Raw genomic sequence first — 16,801 nt, 5'->3', positions numbered from 1 at the left:
GCGCGTTCCTGGCTTAGCTGTCCCGGGCAATAACGAAGCGGGCGGCTTCCTTCAAGGTTTCCGCCTTCGGACCAAACCCGTCCAAAGCGGCGCAGGCCTGTTCCACCAGCTCACTTGCGCGGGCTTTGGCAGCAGGCAGACCCAAAAGCGAAACAAAAGTGGCTTTCCCTGCCTCTGTATCTTTTTGCAATCGCTTGCCCGCCTTTTGGGCATCGCCTTCAATATCAAGGATGTCATCTGCGATCTGAAAAGCAAGACCCATTGCCCGGGCATATCGGCGCAACGGGTCAGGATCGGATCGGGCCATAACGGCGCCAACGCAGGCAGACCACTCGATCAGGGCGCCTGTCTTTCCGGCCTGAAGACGCGTGATTTCGTCCAGCGACAGCGGTTCGGCGGCCGTTTCCGCGGCAATGTCCAGCGCCTGTCCCAGCACCATACCTTGTGCGCCGCTGGCTTTGGCCAGGGTCAGGGCAAGGTCTGCGCGAATGTCTGCGGACCCAACCTGCGAACAGGTGCAAAGTTCAAAAGCAAGCGTCTGAAGGGCATCCCCGGCGAGAACAGCCGTGCCCTCATCCCACTCTACGTGAACGGTGGGCCGCCCGCGGCGCAGGTCATCGTCATCCATGCAGGGCAGGTCGTCATGCACCAGGGAATAAGCGTGCAGCGCCTCTATGGCCGTAGCCGGCCAGATCGCCCGGTCTTCTTCAACATCATGCAGTCGGGCACTTTCCAATGCCAGAAATCCGCGCAACCGCTTTCCGCCTCGGGTGGCATATGCCATGGCCCGGGTGACATCCACGTCTGCAAACACGCCCAAAACCAGATCAAAATGGCTTTGAATGCTGGCAGCATCCTGCGCAAGTCTTTCGGGGAACATTCACATACCTTCAACAGGCGTCGTACCGGTCGGCTGACCACTGGCGTCCAGAGTGATCGCTGCGACTTTTTCTTCCGCGCGCTTCAACTCCTCCTCGCACCGCTTTTTCAGCGCCGCGCCGCGTTCGTACAGCGCAATTGATTGATCCAGCGCGACATCGCCACGTTCCAGCTGGCCAACTACGGCTTCAAGCTCTTTCATCGCCTGTTCGAATGTCATCTGGTCTACGGGAGTCTGGGTCATCGGGCTGCCTTTATCAATTCTTCCACATGGGCGCGTGTGGCCTGGGCCAGTGCGTTCAGATCATACCCGCCTTCCAGAGTCGAGACGATACGACCGTCGCAAACCTCGTCGGCAATCCTGCACAGCTCGGCGGTGATCCAGGCGAAGTCATCAGTGGCCCAGTTCAGATTGGCCAGCGGGTCGTCCTGATGGGCGTCGAACCCGGCGGAAATGATAATCAGTTCCGGCCTGAAGGCCCGCAAGCGCGGAAAGGCCTTCGTTTCATAGGCGGCACGCATCTCGGCGCCACCACTGTCGGGCGCCAGAGGGATGTTGAGAACCGTATCGTAAACACCCGTTTCCTCGGGCCGGCCCGATCCGGGCCACAAAGGCATCTGCTGACTGGTTATCACCAAAGCCCGCGCTTCATCCCACAACAGGTCCTGGGTTCCATTGCCGTGATGCACGTCGAAGTCGACCACGGCCACACGTTTCAAACCGTGATGGTCCAGCGCGTGTTTCGCCGCCAATGCTGCATTTCCAAACAGGCAGAAGCCCATGGCCGTTTCGGTTTCCGCATGGTGCCCCGGCGGGCGAATGGCACAGAATGCATTCGAGGCTTCACCACCTAAAACCAGATCGACGGCCCGCACCACCGCACCCGCCGCGCGGTAAGCTGCGTCCACCGATCCCGGAGACAGGAGCGTATCCCCGTCGATCTGTGCGAACCCGTCCGCAGGGCGCGCGGCCCGAATGTCGCGAACATAGCTCTCGGGGTGAATGCGCAGAAGATCGTCATCCGCAGCCATCGGAGCCGTCACCCGCTTCAGCTCCAGCGCTTCCAACGCATGCAGAATATGCTCCAGCCGCGCCACCCGCTCCGGGTGCCCGTCAGGTGTCACATGGCCCAGACAATCGGCGTGGGTCAAAAGGGCGGTTGTCATTGGGATCCCATCTTCATCTGACTACAAATATCCTCGCCGAAGGCCAAAAAACGCCGCGCAGCGGCATCTCAATCCGGCGCAAGCATATACCCTGCGCCCCGCACAGTCTGCAAATATCGTGGCTGCTTGGGGTCCTGTTCGATTTTGCGTCGAAGGCGCGTGATCTGCACATCCACTGCGCGCTCCTGCGCCTGACCTTTGTCGCGCCCCAGGTCCTCGACCAGCTTGGCGCGGCTGATCGGCTCTCCGGGCTGGGCCGAAAATATCTTCATCAACTGGCTTTCGGTTGCGGTCAGACGGACCGGATCTTCGCCCTGCCACATCTCACCGCGTTCAATGTCATAGCGGATGGGCCCGAGGTTCAGGATCTTCGCCGTGGTTTCTTCTGCCGGCGTTTCCGGCATCCGGCGCAGGATCGCGTTGATCCGCAACAGCAGCTCTTTCGGCTCGAACGGTTTTGCCAGGTAATCATCCGCCCCGGCCTCGAGGCCCGCGATCCGGTGTTCCGTCTCGCCCTTTGCGGTCAGCAGCAGGATCGGTGTCGTATGCGTTTCCCGCAAAGCGCGGGTCAGACTGACACCATCCTCGCCCGGCATCATCACATCCATGACGATCATGTCGAAATCCAACCCCGACAATACGCGCCGCGCGTGGGCCGCATCCCGTGCCGCAGTAACCAGAAACCCGTTTCGCATCAAAAACTTCTTGAGCAGATCACGAATGCGCTCGTCGTCGTCAACAATCAGCAGATGGGCATCCATATCGCTCATGTGGTCGTATCCCGAAGTTTCGTATAGGCATGACGCATATCAGCATCCATCATTGCTTCAAGCACTTTGCGAAATCCAGCCACGGCTTCGGGACCGGCATCCTTGTAGGCGGCGCGCATTCTTGCCCGCTGAGCATCCGACAACGTGGTTTCCAGCGACTGCCCCTTTTCTGTCAGAAATAGGTGGCGTTCGCGTTTGTCCACTGTACCCACGCGGCTTTCCACCAAACCATCCTCGATCAAGGTTCGCAAAACCCTGTTCAGCGACTGTTTTGTTACGCCAAGGATGGCCAACAAATTGTTGACCGTCGTGCCCGGCGCGCGGTTGATGAAGTGGATTGCCCGGTGGTGGGCGCGTCCATAGGCCATCTCTGCGAGGATGCGATCGGGATCAGCCGTAAAGCCACGATAGGCGAAGAACATGGCCTCGATCCCCTGCCTCAATTGCTCATCGGTCAAAAACAAAAGGCTCTCGCCCCCATAACGCGGGGCCGGACGGATGTCGGACATATCATGCCTCATTCGTTACTACCGGGCCGAGTTTATGTCAGCGTTATTGACATTCCAAGAGTAGAGCGGTATCGAATTGCAGTTTTTGCGCAATATTATGTCCGCACCGGACCTAAGTCGCGCAACAATCGAAAACTCAACCCGGTTCAGGAGGTTTCGCATGGCGGGGTATGATGATCGTGATGGCACCATTTGGATGGATGGCAAGCTGGTGCCCTGGCGTGAGGCCAATGTGCACATTCTGACCCACGCAATGCACTATGCGTCATCGGTATTCGAAGGCGAGCGCGCATACAACGGCAAGATCTTCAAAAGCCGCGAACATTCCCAGCGTCTGATCGCCTCGGCCGAAGCGCTGGACATGCCGATGCCTTATTCGGTTGATGAAATCGAAGCCGCAAAGGAAGAAGCGCTGAAAGCCAGCGGTTTGCAGGACGCGTATGTGCGGGCGCTGGTCTGGCGTGGCTCGGGCGAGGATATGGGCGTGGCCTCGGCGCGCAATCCGGTGCGCATGGCCATCGCAGTCTGGCCTTGGGGCGCCTATTACGGCGATGCCAAGATGCAGGGTGCCAAGCTGGACATCGCCGAATGGAAACGCCCCAGCCCGGAAACCATCCCGGTCCATGCCAAGGCGGCGGGTCTTTACATGATTTGCACCATTTCCAAGCACAAGGCCGAGGCCAAAGGATGCTCGGACGCATTGTTTATGGACTGGCGCGGATATGTCGCCGAGGCCACCGGCGCAAACGTGTTTTTCGTCAAGGATGGCGAGGTGCATACCCCGCTGGCAGACTGCTTCCTGAACGGCATCACCCGCCAGACGGTGATCCAGATGCTGAAAGACAAGGGCATCACCGTGCATGAGCGCCGCATCAAGCCCGAAGAAATGGCTGACTTCGAACAGTGCTGGCTGACCGGCACCGCGGCCGAGGTCACGCCTGTCGGACAGATCGGCGAATATACATTCGAGGTCGGCGACCTGACCCGCCAAATCGCCGAAGACTACGAGAAACTGGTTCGCTCGTAAGCTGTTGCCCCCGCTTTGTCGGGGGCTTTTTGTTGCCAAACGTGCAAATTTTTGTGCAAACCGTTCGGCCATCTGGACGGATTGCACAGAATGCGTATCTTCGGCACATGTTGGACCTTCTCAGCGATATTCTCACCCGCCTTTCCCTGCGCGGCACGTTTTACTTCCGCACGTCATTCACACCGCCCTTCGGAATTCAGGTGCCGGGGTTCGAAAACGTGGCGCGGTTTCATTTTGTGCAGCGTGGTGAGCTCAAGGTTCATGTCTCGACCACAGGCGAAACGCTGCGGTTGAGGCAGGGGGACCTGATCCTGATCCCCCACGGGGCGCCGCACGCATTGCTCTGTGCCGAGGTCAAGCCGTTGGACGCATTGCCCCTGGAGCAGGTGCTGGAGCGCGCGGGCTACACAGGCGAAGGCGTGCTGGTCTATGGCGGTGATGACGAGGAACGGGACACACAGCTGATCTGCGGTCATTTCTCTTTTTCCGGCCCGGCCGGCCGAAAAGGCACCGGGCATATGCTGATAGACCGCCTGCCGCCCTATATCCTGATCGAGAATTATGGCGAAGAGGCCGGATCGTGGATGGAAGCCACCCTGCGCATGATCGGCTCTGAGGTTTCAGGCGCAAGAATCGGTGGAGACCTTATCGCGCTGAAACTGTCCGAGGCCCTGTTCGCTCAGGCGATCCGGGCCTATCTGGAGCGTCAGAGCCCGCAGGATTCCGCATTGGCAGGATTTGCTGATCAGCGCATCTCGCGGGCCTTGACCGCGTTCCACCAGGACCCGGCCAAGGACTGGAGCGTCGCGTCTTTGGCACGTGTGGCGGGTATGTCGCGCACTGCCTTTGCTCAGCTTTTTGCTGAAAAGATGGATACTACGCCGATGCAGTACCTCACGGATTGGCGGATGCAGATCGCATGCCACGGCCTGACCGAGGCACGATGGAACGTGGCAGATGCAGCGGCCGAGGTTGGGTATGCCTCCGAAGCGGCATTCTCACGCGTGTTCAAGAAACAGGTTGGGCTGTCACCGGCTGCGTACCGAGCGATGCATTGATCCCCCAGGTTTTCTGAACGATCTGCACAGTATCAGAGACGATCAGGAATTCAGCGTTCGGCTTGGGCGTCCTACCTTCCCTTTATCATTGATTGAGAAAAGGAAGATCTCATGTCCCTGCGTTTCGTTACCCGCTCTGTCCATGCTTACCTCGACTACCCTGTCGCCATTGCCCTCATGACGTTGCCGTTCCTGTTGGGATTGGGCCAATCCAACCCCCTGGCCCTGTGGCTGTCGGTTGTCACCGGTGTTGCCGCGTTTGTTCTGACGGTACTGACGGATCACCACCTTGGGATTTGGCGGGTCCTTCCCTACAAGTTCCATCTGGCCGTAGACTTGATTGTCGGCATCACCTTCCTGTTTGCACCCAGCGTTCTGGGGTTCTCAGGACTGGATGCGGTGTTTTATTGGTTGAACGGTGCGGCCGTGGTGCTTGTCATCTCGCTCAGCGCGCCCGAGCAGGAAGTCGCTGCATGAAACCGCTGACTACGGCTGTCCCAGTTTCACTGTAATGCTTCAAGTCCGGGCCGCCGGGATCACCAACCGGCGGCTCGTTTTTTAAAAAAGGTCTGGTTTCAAGGGCATGCTCTCACCGTCTCAACAGGCCATCCGGCTACGGCTCGCAGCTACCTCCGAGCGGTCCGTTGTTTCAGCTGACCCAGGTTCGTCCCATTCCAGTCACTGATTGAACCCGCACTGACATTGGAACGTTTCACCGAGAAGATAAGGTTTTCAGCCTTTGATGAGCCGCTCGGACGAGTGTGAAGTCGCAGGTTTGTCGTGGACTTTCAGCAGCCAATACGGTTGGATTTCGCCATTTCCCTTGATATTGATAACCTCTCGTCTCTCGCAATCCACATATTCGGCTATCTCATCTCTTACCTCGGGTGAGATTTGAACGCGCCCGGGCTCTCCGGTGCTTTCCATTCTTGAGGCGATGTTGACTGTATCACCCCAAACGTCAAAAAACGGTTTGTCGCCGCCGATTACACCTGCGATTACCGGGCCTTTGTGAATTCCGACCCGCAGGGACACCTTTGGATGCAGATTGTCTGTCACCCGCTCGACCGTCGCAATCATATCAATCGCCAACGCCGCCATGCGAACCGAATCCGGTTGCGCCTCTTTGACCGAGGGGTCCAGACCACCTGCAACCATGTAACTGTCACCGATGGTTTTGATTTTCTCCAGCTTGTAACTCAAAACCAGTTCATCGAATGCCGAGAACACGGAGCCCAGCAATTTGACCGTCGCCCTTGCCCCATTGGCGGCCGCGAATTCAGAAAATCCAGACAAATCAGAAAACAGAATTGTAGCGTCATCAATTCTTTCAGCAATTAGCCTGTCCGGGTGCGCTTTGATGCGCTTGGCAATACGTGAAGGCAAAAGAACATTTATCAGCCGCTCGGAAACAGCGAACTCCTTTTCCAACGCTTCTTCGTATCGATCTATTGCGGCGTTTGCAGAATAGGACGTGAAAAAAAGCGCCGAGACGATTCCCAAAATCAGCACGATGAAAATAACATCTTGAGGGTGCCTAACAAATCCGTCTTGATATGATCGCGTAACAATATCCCAAATCGTTTCGCCGGGCGGTATGTGCAAAGGAACGACAAGCGATATGTAAATAAACAAAGCTGCGCTGAGGATCGTTATCAAAGTGATCCAACGCCAATATGCGGCCCCCAGAAAATAAAAAAGCAAGGGCGGGCCGACAAGCAAGACCAGGTGATCTTCACCGTTTTTGCCGACGCTGATGTCATGGGCCAGGAACAGGAATAACCATACTGTAAAATAAGCGACTTTGACCTCAAGGCCGAAGCGATCCAGCGTCATCGTCAACAGCGCCGCGAAGCCAAGCCCAAAGTTCACCCATGCAAGATATCTCCAGTCTGGTCCAAGTTGGAACTGGTAGAAGGCTGTGAAACCAAACCCAAGCGACGCAATAAAGGCTGCAACGTTAACAACCTGCATCTTTCGTCTTATTTTTCCATCGTCGATGGGTTTTTCAGAGTCCACAATGTGTTCAAGCAAAGCATCGCCCCCGCGCCAGCTCTATGCAAAATATCCCTCAAATCTGCTTCTTAGTCGATAAGCCCCAGGTTGTTTGTTCAGAAGTCTCTTTCGCGTCGCGGCGCCAACACAGGCTGAACCGCTTTTGGCCTCGTGCCCGCAAACGGGTGCCGTACTGCCTTGAAAACCGACCGATGGATCAAGTTGGCAACAGCAATTCAGGTGGTGCAGTTTTCAGGGCCTCCAGTTTGCTTTGAATGATATTCGGCGATTTCTGTTCCAGATAGTAAGCAATGGTTTCCACGCGAATTCGAACAGAGCCGGCGGGTTTCGTCTCATCAAGATCCTGAAACACGAAGAAAAGCGTTCCAAGCGCTTCGGTGATTTCCTGGACTGGCGAATAAGTCGGCTGATCCATTCCGCATTCATAGCTGGAAAACCGGATCGAACAGGTTATCCAGGGCATAATGGATCCATAGCGTGCAGCCCACAGAAGTTCATTCGTGTTTGCGCTGTGGGATGTTTTCCAAATATCCGAAATGTCAAAAGGGCTTTGAATTCGGCCGGCTTTGATCAGATCGCCGTACAACCAGTCCAGTATCTCTGCGTCCAATGGCAGATATTGACCCCAGAGGATCGGATAACCAAAGGCCTGCAACTCGCTTTCAATGGCGTGGCCAATTCCGGTGTCCATGTGGTACGGGCGACCCAAGGCTAGGATGCAAGGTCGATTTTGCGTGGCGCATTCGGACAGTACCGCCAGACTTTGCCGCCGCAGACTCTGATCGAACTCTTGAAGGGCATCGTAAGCCGTGGCAACAGCCGCGCGCAGTTCAGTCATGCGCAAGTCGGTGATTACGCCCTTCAGGGCATCGTACAACTGCCGGGTCGCAATTTGTGGGTCTGCCAAGGATACGGCCGGCGAAAGATAGTGTACGCCCATTTCCTTGAACACGTCCTTTTCCCGCCGAAAGCCGGCCCGAGTACTTTCGGGGCCGGCAATGACGCGCGGGCAGGCCATGTTTTCCCGGACATGACCCCGCAAAAAGGATGGGACAGTCAGGATTATGGGAACGAACAGTATATCAATGGGGCGCTTTTGCCCGTTCAGCAATTCGCCATAATGGCCAGACATACATTTGACAGGATAGCAGCAGTCAACAGCACCGCGCCCTTTTCCGAATTTCAGCTGCTGTACTTCTGATGTGTCCGACGAATAGACGATACTGCGGCGATTGATTCCCAGTTCAACGAACAATGTCGTCCAAAACCTGTGCGTCGACCACTGGTTCAGGACCCGAGGGATGCCGATCCGAAAATCCCGCTTGGGCGGTTTGGACTTAGCGAAAGGCGCCTTCGCGAACGCTTTCTGCAATATTTGGATTGGCATTCGCTTCCTCGTCGATTTGCTTTTTTCGCGCTTTCATCTCGGCTGCGTCTTCAATCAATCCTTTCGAGCAGGAATTGCCGGTAATCACCCGCTCCCACCCTTCCGCCAGAGGAACCTTGCTGTTTGCCCGGCCGCGACCGCCGGGGATCTGAACATCCACAAAGGCCCGGCTACAGTTCATCGCACACCACTTGCAGGTGGTTTTGCTGTTGGTAGTGCTGACATATTCCAATTCTTCGACGCGGTCGTGCCCAACGAACCGGGACTTTTGCCCGGTGTTCACATGTTCGACCGCAAGAAGGGCGGCGCCCAAAGCGCCAGCCTCGCCAGCATGAGGGTGCACAGTAATTTCTGCGTCAGGAATTTTGCCCCTGATAAAATCGATCTGGGCTTTGACGACGGCCAGGTTTCGATGTGTTCCACCTTGCAGGACAAACTTCCGGCCGATGGCCTTGAGGTTCTGAAACTGCCCGGCATAGACCCAAACGTTCAGAGGCAGGACCGCGGCAAGGCTTGCCATAATCTCTTCTGCCGCCCACCCTTTGCGTTGCTGGTTCACGATGTCGGACTGAAGGAACACGCCGCACCCCATCATCAGTTTCGGCATCCGCTTGGCGCTGAAGGCTTTTTCGGCATAGTCCTCAAGCCGGACATCATAGCGTTCGGCAACGCCTTGAAGAAACGCCCCATTGCCGGAAGAGCATTGGGAATTGAGCCGAAAATCGACGACCGCTTTCTGCCGCAACAGCATGATTTTGACATCGGTCCCACCGACGTCGCATATCGCGTCTGCGTCGGGATGTATGTGCATGGCAGCCGCCGCATGTGCGACCGTCTCGACCACCGGAACGTCCGCCCCCAAAATATCCTTCAGCAGATCTTTCCCATACCCCGTCAGCCCAAGAGCGCCGATATTCTCGATCCCTGCATCACGCAACTTGCGGAAAACGGACTTGGCATCTTCGATCGGGTTTCCCTGACTGTGCTGATAGACCGAAGCCTTGATTTCCGCGTCGCGGTCCAACGCCACCGCCTTGACCGTGGTGCTGCCGAAATCGCACCCGACATAATATGTCTCGGCCGCAACAGGCTGGGGCATCTGGATCACGGGTTGCGTAAAATCCTTCAGGAACCGGACGAGTTCACCGTTCCGGGCCAAGGCCTCTTGCCCGGTTTTGGCCTTTTCACCGTGCTGGCCTGTTTCAACCCACCACTTCAGGCCATCCGTGCCGGAATAGGCCCCGGATACGTTTTGTTCCCGGCGAGAAATCTCGACGCAGCCGAGGCTCGCATAGTACAAGGCGTCGCCGGGGACCAGGATAGCATCGGTGACGCTCTGTCCAGCTTTCAATACGACATTGCGCTCGTCCCACAGCGCGGCCAAATGGCTTGCCCATGCCTGCTGAAGACCTTGAAAGAACATGTTCGGTCCGCCCAGCAAAAGCACTGATGGTGTGGGGGTGTTGCCTTTTGTCAAAGTCGCCAGGTTCTGCCGCACGACCGCGTCAAACAAGCTTGCGATGATTTCGGTCTTGGGAACTCCGGCCTTGACCAGACTGTTTGCGTCAGTCTCAGCAAAGATCCCACATTTGGCACTGATCCGATGAAGAGTTTGACCATCGAAAGGCAGAGTGGTCAGTTCGTCCGGAGAAATATTCAGCTTTCGTGCTGACTTTTCGATAAAGGTGCCCGTACCGCCACTGCACGCTGATTGCATATAGACCTGCTTGGCCTTGCCTGCGGAGGTTGGCGTGAAGAACAACGTCTTCATGTCTTCCCCGCCAATTTCAGACACGAAATGCACATCCGGATGCAACGCTTCGACGGCGGCGGCGACGGCGACAACCTCCTGGATTTGCCGCGCGTTCACATGATCTGCCAGTGTCCCTGCCCCGGATCCTGTAAACGTGACAACATCGCGACCGGCGGTCAGGCCGGCCTCCAGCTCCATCTGCGACAGCAGTTCAAGGGTTTTCTCGGCCTGGCGTGTTTTGTGACGACCATAGGCTTTCCAGATGACTTCGCCATCTTCTACCACGACGCCTTTTACAGTTGTCGATCCAATATCTACCCCAGCGAATTTCACAACGTGGCATTTCCCAGCTCAAGCACGACATTGGATGCCGTACCCACGGCGCCACGATGGGGAACTTTCCAAAATGGCGTGTTGACCTTGGGATGCTCTTTGGCGCGCCTTCTGGCCTCGTCCGCTGTCAACCCGGCGGCGGCAAGAGCAGATTCAAATTCCTCCTGCGCGCGGATCTTGGCGTCCGCCAGCACCATCTGGCACCGCGACAAAGCATGTACGTCGCTGTCCCCTTTTACTTCGATTGGGGCATACAGCATGTCGGGATACCGGCCCTGTACGGCCGCCATTGCGCCGATGCTCATTGTGTTTGGAAGGCAGCCATAGGGCGACAGCTCGCAAATCATATGTGCTTTTCGCTGGGTATGCGCCCAGATCGCCTTGGCGATCAGCAAATCACCCTCACCCCCGTTGATCATGTTGTCAAAAAAAGGAGCCGCCAGTTTCCGCAGCTTGTCCTGATCGGGCATCGGACGGGGAACGCCCCCAAGCATCCGGCGCATCTGATCGTATTTGAACCTGAAAAAGCGCTGCCCAAGTTTCAACAGAGCATAGTTCTGACGCGCTTTGTCTTTTATCCCGAAGCCCAGCTTGAGCTTTTGTCCGCCATACCGCATCAGGTAATCGAACCATACGACCATCGGCGCCGGCTGCACTTCGGCGCCTTCGCCTTCAAGCCATTTGTGCATATTGTAGTTCTGCACCCCTTCGGCGGTGGCCAGATAGAACTCGCCGGTGATCTTGACCATGGGCTTGACCCTCAATCGATCAAGCTGGATGTCTTCAAAGTGGTCGCGTGCACGCCTCATGGCCTTCAGAAAGCGTCTGGTCGTCGAATGCCACAGGACCGATCCCCATTTCGGCATTTGCTTCGGCCTACTCAACATGGCGTCGTATATCTCGGAAACCGCCTTCTGCGCCGCCCGGTTGGTCGCGCCTTGCTCTAGCTCATAGGGCCGCAGCTGGTATTCCAGATCCTGAATGGCATCCGCTGCCATCATGCCCAAGGCCGTGCTCAGCAGCAGGTGAATATCAGTCTGCAAACCGGCGTCTTTGCATTTCGACTGATCGATTTCATGCTGCTGAACCAGAAACATCCTGAACGCCTCGAGCCCCAGATTCTTCAGCGCAAGCTCATAGCTTTGGTGATATTGACCGAAACGGCAGGCCCCGCAGGCTCCGGCGGTCACATAAACATATTTTTCGGCCACTTCGTCAGCACCGATAGCCTCGGCTTCGTTTCTGAGAAAACTCGACAAGTTGCCCGTTGTGAAGGCGGTGGGGCAGCACTGTCCGACATCCGCCAGTTCACGTCCCAGGTACAAGTCTTCAACTGTCACATCAGGCAGGCGCTGCGCATTGTAACCCGCACTTTTGAACAGGCCTTCCAGCAGTTTTTCGGCGCGCCATGTGACCCCACCAAACAACAAGGTGACATCCTTGCGCTGATCCGCAGTAAAAGGACGAGGTTCGTAAGCCCTATAGGACTCTTCCAAAATACGACTCATAAAAATACCCCCCAACCAACATAACATGTATTTACAATGCACAATATAATATTCCTGAACCGCCCCCTGCACCGGGAATCCGCTTGAAACAGGGCCATCGGAAATTCAGGTTGTCTTGGGCGCCGGTCAGGCACTCTCAGCCTGAAAACCCATCAAATACCCAAGAATTTTTTTGCATTCCCTTCAAAAAAGTTTGGTGCACAAGGACTGATCTGTGGATCGCTGAAGAACGTGTCAAATTCGATCAGGTATTCACGGGTTCTGCCGACCATCAGGGGCATCGCCCAATCCGTTCCAAAACACACTTTGTCCCGGAAATGGTGCGGTGCGTTCTTGGTTCTCTTGCCCACTAGTACTGATTTTAGCCGCTGGAATATCTTTGTCTTAAGCTTTGGATCCAGAATTCCCAAAATATGACCCAAGCCAAGATAAACATTGTCGAATTCCTCAACCAAGCGAATAGCACGATAGGCAAATGTTTGTTCGAAATTGTTGGTTGCTGCCCATCCCATCCAATCTACTTCTTTTGCGCCACCACCATGCGCCAGGAACAACCAAAGGTTCCGGGCATTGTGGGTCTCCATCGCGTGCTTCCATAACTCTGGATCGGAGTAGATGCCGTATCCTTCCTCCACCTGAAACCCCATCGGGTTGCAATGGGCAAACAAACGTAGGTTGCGGCTGGAGAAATGGCGAATGATGTCACCCATCTTGGCCTGTGCCATCGGGTAGGGCGCAGGGTTCGATGCTTTTTTTCTGTACTTGTCCAGACTTCGCCCAGAGGCGACCGGGGTCTGGTAGCCGCGCATATCGATCGGGCGGATCCCCAAGGGCGGATAGATTTTGTAGCCCGTTATTCCGAGTGCAACGCCTGAATCAACGATCTGTTTCCAGTTCCCGCCTCGAAACGGGTCAACCGCACCAAAATTGATCAATTCATTCGGGTTCTCAGCCGCGAGCAACTGCATCCGGTCCATTTGTTCGGTGAAGTCAAAATACGGCGGTAAGAACCCAAGCATCCCAGGCTTCTTGAGTTTTTCGAAGGCGCGGTGCATATCCAGCAGGACGCCCACGAAAAGGCTGGCTTCCGGGTCACTCGGCTGACCATTCTTCTTGAAATCCCTCTTGAGCGCTTTGAACCGGTTTCGCTCGGACAAGGTCATGATGACAATGAATTCAAGCAACTGAAAGATGCTACCGGTTTGATCGGTTGGAATGCCTGCGGCACGAAAGCCTGCATCAGAGCCAGGTTTGTACAACCCACCTGAGCGCATGTGTTCAGCTTCATGAAAGAAATCGCTTTCTGCCGCTTTTTGACCAGCGACCCTGAAGGCCTCGGCCATAAACCGATCCAGCAAATCAGGGTCCGTGCCACTGTCTCCAAAAGCGGACCTGTCAGAAATTCTGCCACCGCCCACAAGCTGAACACCTATTGGGAGGTCGCCCGCCCTTGAATAGTTGATATCATGGTCAATATCGTTCAGGGCTCGGATCAGCTCCTCTATGTCCTTCCAATCCCGGTGGCTGGGGTTGGGTGTCGATTGAAACTCTCTAATCTTCTCACGAACCGGATGTGCAATGGCCCGCATAAGCTGGTCGACATCGTGATTGAGCAATGCGTCGATCAAATCATCCTGATCAGGTTCTTCCGTCGCGGGTCTGCTGAAGTCGCTCATGCGGGTCACACGAACCGCCAGAACGGCCAATCCAAGCGAAAGCCAATACTTTGAAAAGAACAAGTAGAAGATACTGTGCAACGGCAAATAACGCGCCGTGAACAGGTGGGTGTGCATGTCAATAAAGGTGTTTTTTCCAGTCATATTTTTGGCTCCACGAAATAAATTTCAGCCGAGAATTTTCTGTATTCGTATGACTTTGCTGTCAAAAACCGGAAATGGCTTTTGACCTTAATCTGCTGAGTTTAAGGTTTTTCGAAAAATTTTGCAATTTTTGAGCCCGGCAAGCCGCTTCGCCGAGACCGAGTTGAGCAGTGATTTCTACTGTTAGTTCATGTGAGTTGGAAGCAAAGTTCTTTAACACCGAAAGTCGAATGAAGTTAAATCCGTCGCTTAGAGCCTTGTTTCCGCTCGGTGGGCAGGTCCAAATAGGAATTGACTCATCGATGCCTACCAACCGTTCAACCAATTCGAATCTATTAGCCAATTGAGGATTAGTTTCGGGTCAAACGGTCTAAGGGACTGTTGGTGGATCCAACGGTGGCTTTAAGAATTAGTTACGGGAGCAGGATTTGAACCTCTGACCTTCAGGTTGTGAGCCTGACGAGGTTTGATCGTTTAGCGAACAGTCCAGTGGACTGTTTATAGATCGAACGGTCTGCTGGAATTATTGGTTGCGGGAGCAGGATTTGAACCTGCGACCTTCAGGTTATGAGCCTGACGAGCTACCGGGCTGCTCCATCCCGCGACAGTTTTTGTGACCTAGCGCTTACGCTACTTGAGGTCTTTGGTTGGCCTATCGCTTGCGCTATTTAAGGCCGGGTATTGTTTTTTGATCGTTTAGAGAGATGTGGGCTTTTACTAGGTTTGGCGGTGACCTACTCTCCCGGGGCTTAAGCCCAAGTACCATTGGCGCGGCAGTGCTTAACTTCCGGGTTCGGGATGGGACCGGGTGTTTCACTTGCGCTATGACCACCAAACCGAGGAAAAGCCCACGTCGCTCTTTTTGCTTTGCAAAAAGGCGACGCGCGGGAGGCAGCGTATTCGCTTGCGAATGCGCGTTCCCGCACGGTTGTAATTATCAACCAACAGTGTCGCTTGGTGCGACACGATCATCCATTGTCAAGGTCGGTGTATGCTTTGGTCTTGTCTTTCCATTACTGGATCAAATCAAGCCTATCGGGCGATTAGTACCGGTCAACTGAACGCATTACTGCGCTTACATCTCCGGCCTATTGACGTGGTGGTCTTCCACGGCCCTCAGGGAGACCTTGTTTTGAGGGGGGCTTCCCGCTTAGATGCCTTCAGCGGTTATCCTGTCCGATCATAGCTACCCAGCACTGCCGTTGGCACGACAACTGGTCCACCAGTGGATCGTTCACCCCGGTCCTCTCGTACTAGGGGCAACTCCTCTCAAGTCTCCTACACCCACGGCAGATAGGGACCGAACTGTCTCACGACGTTCTAAACCCAGCTCACGTACCTCTTTAAACGGCGAACAGCCGTACCCTTGGGACCTGCTCCAGCCCCAGGATGAGATGAGCCGACATCGAGGTGCCAAACACTGCCGTCGATATGGACTCTTGGGCAGTATCAGCCTGTTATCCCCGGCGTACCTTTTATCCGTTGAGCGATGGCCCTTCCACTCGGGACCACCGGATCACTATGGCCGTCTTTCGACTCTGCTCGACTTGTCAGTCTCGCAGTCAGGCTGGCTTCTGCCATTGCACTCAACGAGCGATTTCCGACCGCTCTGAGCCAACCTTCGCGCGCCTCCGTTACGCTTTAGGAGGCGACCGCCCCAGTCAAACTACCCGCCACGCAGGGTCCCGGATCCGGATAACGGACCGCGGTTAGACATCAAGAGTGCGAAGGGTGGTATCTCAAGGGAGGCTCCACCGCGACTGGCGTCACGGTTTCAAAGCCTACCACCTATCCTGCACATCACAATCCTGATGCCAGTGCGAAGCTGTAGTAAAGGTGCACGGGGTCTTTCCGTCTAACCGCGGGAAGCCTGCATCTTGACAGGCAATTCAATTTCGCTGAGTCGATGTTGGAGACAGCGGGGAAGTCGTTACGCCATTCGTGCAGGTCGGAACTTACCCGACAAGGAATTTCGCTACCTTAGGACCGTTATAGTTACGGCCGCCGTTTACCTGGGCTTCAATTCAAGGCTCTCACCTCTCCTTTTAACCTTCAGGCACCGGGCAGGCGTCAGACCCTATACGTCGTCTTGCGACTTCGCAGAGCCCTGTGTTTTTAATAAACAGTCGCCACCCCCTGGTTTGTGCCCCCAGCCCCTAGTTGCCTAGGAACCGGGCCTCCTTCTCGCGAACTTACGGAGGTATTTTGCCGAGTTCCTTCAACATCGTTCTCTCAAGCGCCTTGGTATGCTCTACCAGTCCACCTGTGTCGGTTTAGGGTACGGTCTGATGGAGGGCTATTTCCAGGAACTGCTCAGCAGCCCAACCAATCCGATAAGGTTGAACTACACCTGCAATCCGTCACATCCTCCTGGCCTAGGAATATTAACCTAGTTCCCATCGCCTACGCCTTTCGGCCTCGGCTTAGGGGCCGGCTTACCCTGCTCAGATTAGCTTTAAGCAGGAACCCTTGGACTTTCGGCGAGAGTGTCTCTCACACTCTTTGTCGCTACTCATGTCATCATTCTCACTAGTGATCTCTCCACCGGATCCCTCACAGGCCGGCTTCATCGAA

13 protein-coding genes, 1 tRNA gene and 2 rRNA genes (1 of these 16 running past the window's edge) are annotated in these 16,801 nt (G+C 55.4%); 3 read left to right on the top strand and 13 right to left on the bottom strand.

Features of this window, described 5'->3' with window-relative positions; all coding sequences use genetic code 11:
• Positions 1–13: 13 nt before the first annotated feature.
• From FIU92_RS16740 to FIU92_RS16720, 5 genes are all read right to left on the bottom strand, one after another.
• Positions 14–880 (bottom strand): polyprenyl synthetase family protein, encoded by an 867-nt coding sequence (locus FIU92_RS16740; RefSeq protein ID WP_152459694.1) that lies wholly within the window; start codon positions 878–880, stop codon positions 14–16.
• Positions 881–1,123: an exodeoxyribonuclease VII small subunit gene (locus tag FIU92_RS16735; protein WP_152459693.1), complete on the bottom strand. Its 243-nt coding sequence runs from the start codon at positions 1,121–1,123 to the stop codon at positions 881–883.
• The gene (locus FIU92_RS16730; protein WP_152459692.1) at positions 1,120–2,046 is read right to left on the bottom strand and encodes a histone deacetylase family protein; all 927 of its coding nucleotides are present in this window, start codon (positions 2,044–2,046) and stop codon (positions 1,120–1,122) included. The genes FIU92_RS16735 and FIU92_RS16730 overlap by 4 nt, the downstream gene beginning before the upstream one ends.
• Before the next feature lie 68 nt (positions 2,047–2,114).
• A complete protein-coding gene (locus tag FIU92_RS16725; RefSeq protein WP_152459691.1) occupies positions 2,115–2,816 on the bottom strand; it encodes a response regulator in 702 nt (233 codons plus the stop codon).
• Positions 2,813–3,325 carry a MarR family winged helix-turn-helix transcriptional regulator gene (locus FIU92_RS16720; protein WP_152459690.1) on the bottom strand — a complete coding sequence of 171 codons (513 nt, stop codon included), beginning with the start codon at positions 3,323–3,325 and terminating at the stop codon, positions 2,813–2,815. The genes FIU92_RS16725 and FIU92_RS16720 overlap by 4 nt, the downstream gene beginning before the upstream one ends.
• 160 nt (positions 3,326–3,485) lie before the next feature.
• On the opposite strand from FIU92_RS16720, the gene FIU92_RS16715 reads away from it, so the two are divergent.
• The 3 genes from FIU92_RS16715 to FIU92_RS16705 all read left to right on the top strand — a co-directional run bounded on the left by FIU92_RS16715 (position 3,486) and on the right by FIU92_RS16705 (position 5,887).
• Positions 3,486–4,352: a branched-chain amino acid aminotransferase gene (locus FIU92_RS16715; RefSeq protein ID WP_152459689.1), complete on the top strand. Its 867-nt coding sequence runs from the start codon at positions 3,486–3,488 to the stop codon at positions 4,350–4,352.
• Between the two features lie 107 nt (positions 4,353–4,459).
• Positions 4,460–5,410, top strand: coding sequence for an AraC family transcriptional regulator (locus tag FIU92_RS16710; RefSeq protein ID WP_152459688.1), 951 nt, complete (start codon positions 4,460–4,462; stop codon positions 5,408–5,410).
• A gap of 111 nt (positions 5,411–5,521) precedes the next feature.
• Positions 5,522–5,887, top strand: coding sequence for a hypothetical protein (locus tag FIU92_RS16705; protein ID WP_152459687.1), 366 nt, complete (start codon positions 5,522–5,524; stop codon positions 5,885–5,887).
• A 255-nt stretch (positions 5,888–6,142) separates the two neighbouring features.
• Here the strand turns inward: FIU92_RS16705 and FIU92_RS16700 are convergent, their stop codons facing one another.
• The 8 genes from FIU92_RS16700 to FIU92_RS16665 form a co-directional block, all read right to left on the bottom strand.
• Positions 6,143–7,444, bottom strand: coding sequence for an adenylate/guanylate cyclase domain-containing protein (locus tag FIU92_RS16700; RefSeq protein WP_152459686.1), 1,302 nt, complete (start codon positions 7,442–7,444; stop codon positions 6,143–6,145).
• Positions 7,445–7,622: 178 nt separating this feature from the next.
• Positions 7,623–8,813: an acyl-CoA dehydratase activase-related protein gene (locus FIU92_RS16695; RefSeq protein WP_152459685.1), complete on the bottom strand. Its 1,191-nt coding sequence runs from the start codon at positions 8,811–8,813 to the stop codon at positions 7,623–7,625.
• Entirely contained in the window at positions 8,764–10,899 is a 2,136-nt protein-coding gene (locus FIU92_RS16690) for a BadF/BadG/BcrA/BcrD ATPase family protein (RefSeq protein ID WP_152459684.1), read from the bottom strand. Before FIU92_RS16690 ends, FIU92_RS16695 begins: the two co-directional genes overlap by 50 nt.
• Positions 10,896–12,407 (bottom strand): hypothetical protein, encoded by a 1,512-nt coding sequence (locus tag FIU92_RS16685; protein ID WP_152459683.1) that lies wholly within the window; start codon positions 12,405–12,407, stop codon positions 10,896–10,898. Before FIU92_RS16685 ends, FIU92_RS16690 begins: the two co-directional genes overlap by 4 nt.
• 152 nt (positions 12,408–12,559) lie before the next feature.
• Complete coding sequence (locus FIU92_RS16680) at positions 12,560–14,227, bottom strand: hypothetical protein (protein WP_152459682.1); 1,668 nt, start codon at positions 14,225–14,227, stop codon at positions 12,560–12,562.
• Between the two features lie 527 nt (positions 14,228–14,754).
• Positions 14,755–14,831: transfer RNA gene (locus FIU92_RS16675), tRNA-Met, on the bottom strand.
• Between the two features lie 117 nt (positions 14,832–14,948).
• A 5S ribosomal RNA gene (gene rrf / locus FIU92_RS16670) occupies positions 14,949–15,063 on the bottom strand.
• 186 nt (positions 15,064–15,249) lie between these two features.
• Positions 15,250–16,801: ribosomal RNA gene (locus FIU92_RS16665) — 23S ribosomal RNA — on the bottom strand (it continues 1,314 nt past the right edge of the window).

The organism is Ruegeria sp. THAF33 (genome assembly GCF_009363615.1).
Classification (GTDB): domain Bacteria; phylum Pseudomonadota; class Alphaproteobacteria; order Rhodobacterales; family Rhodobacteraceae; genus Ruegeria.
Note: the sequence above shows the minus strand (reverse complement) of the source record. Positions and strands in the feature narration are given on the sequence as shown.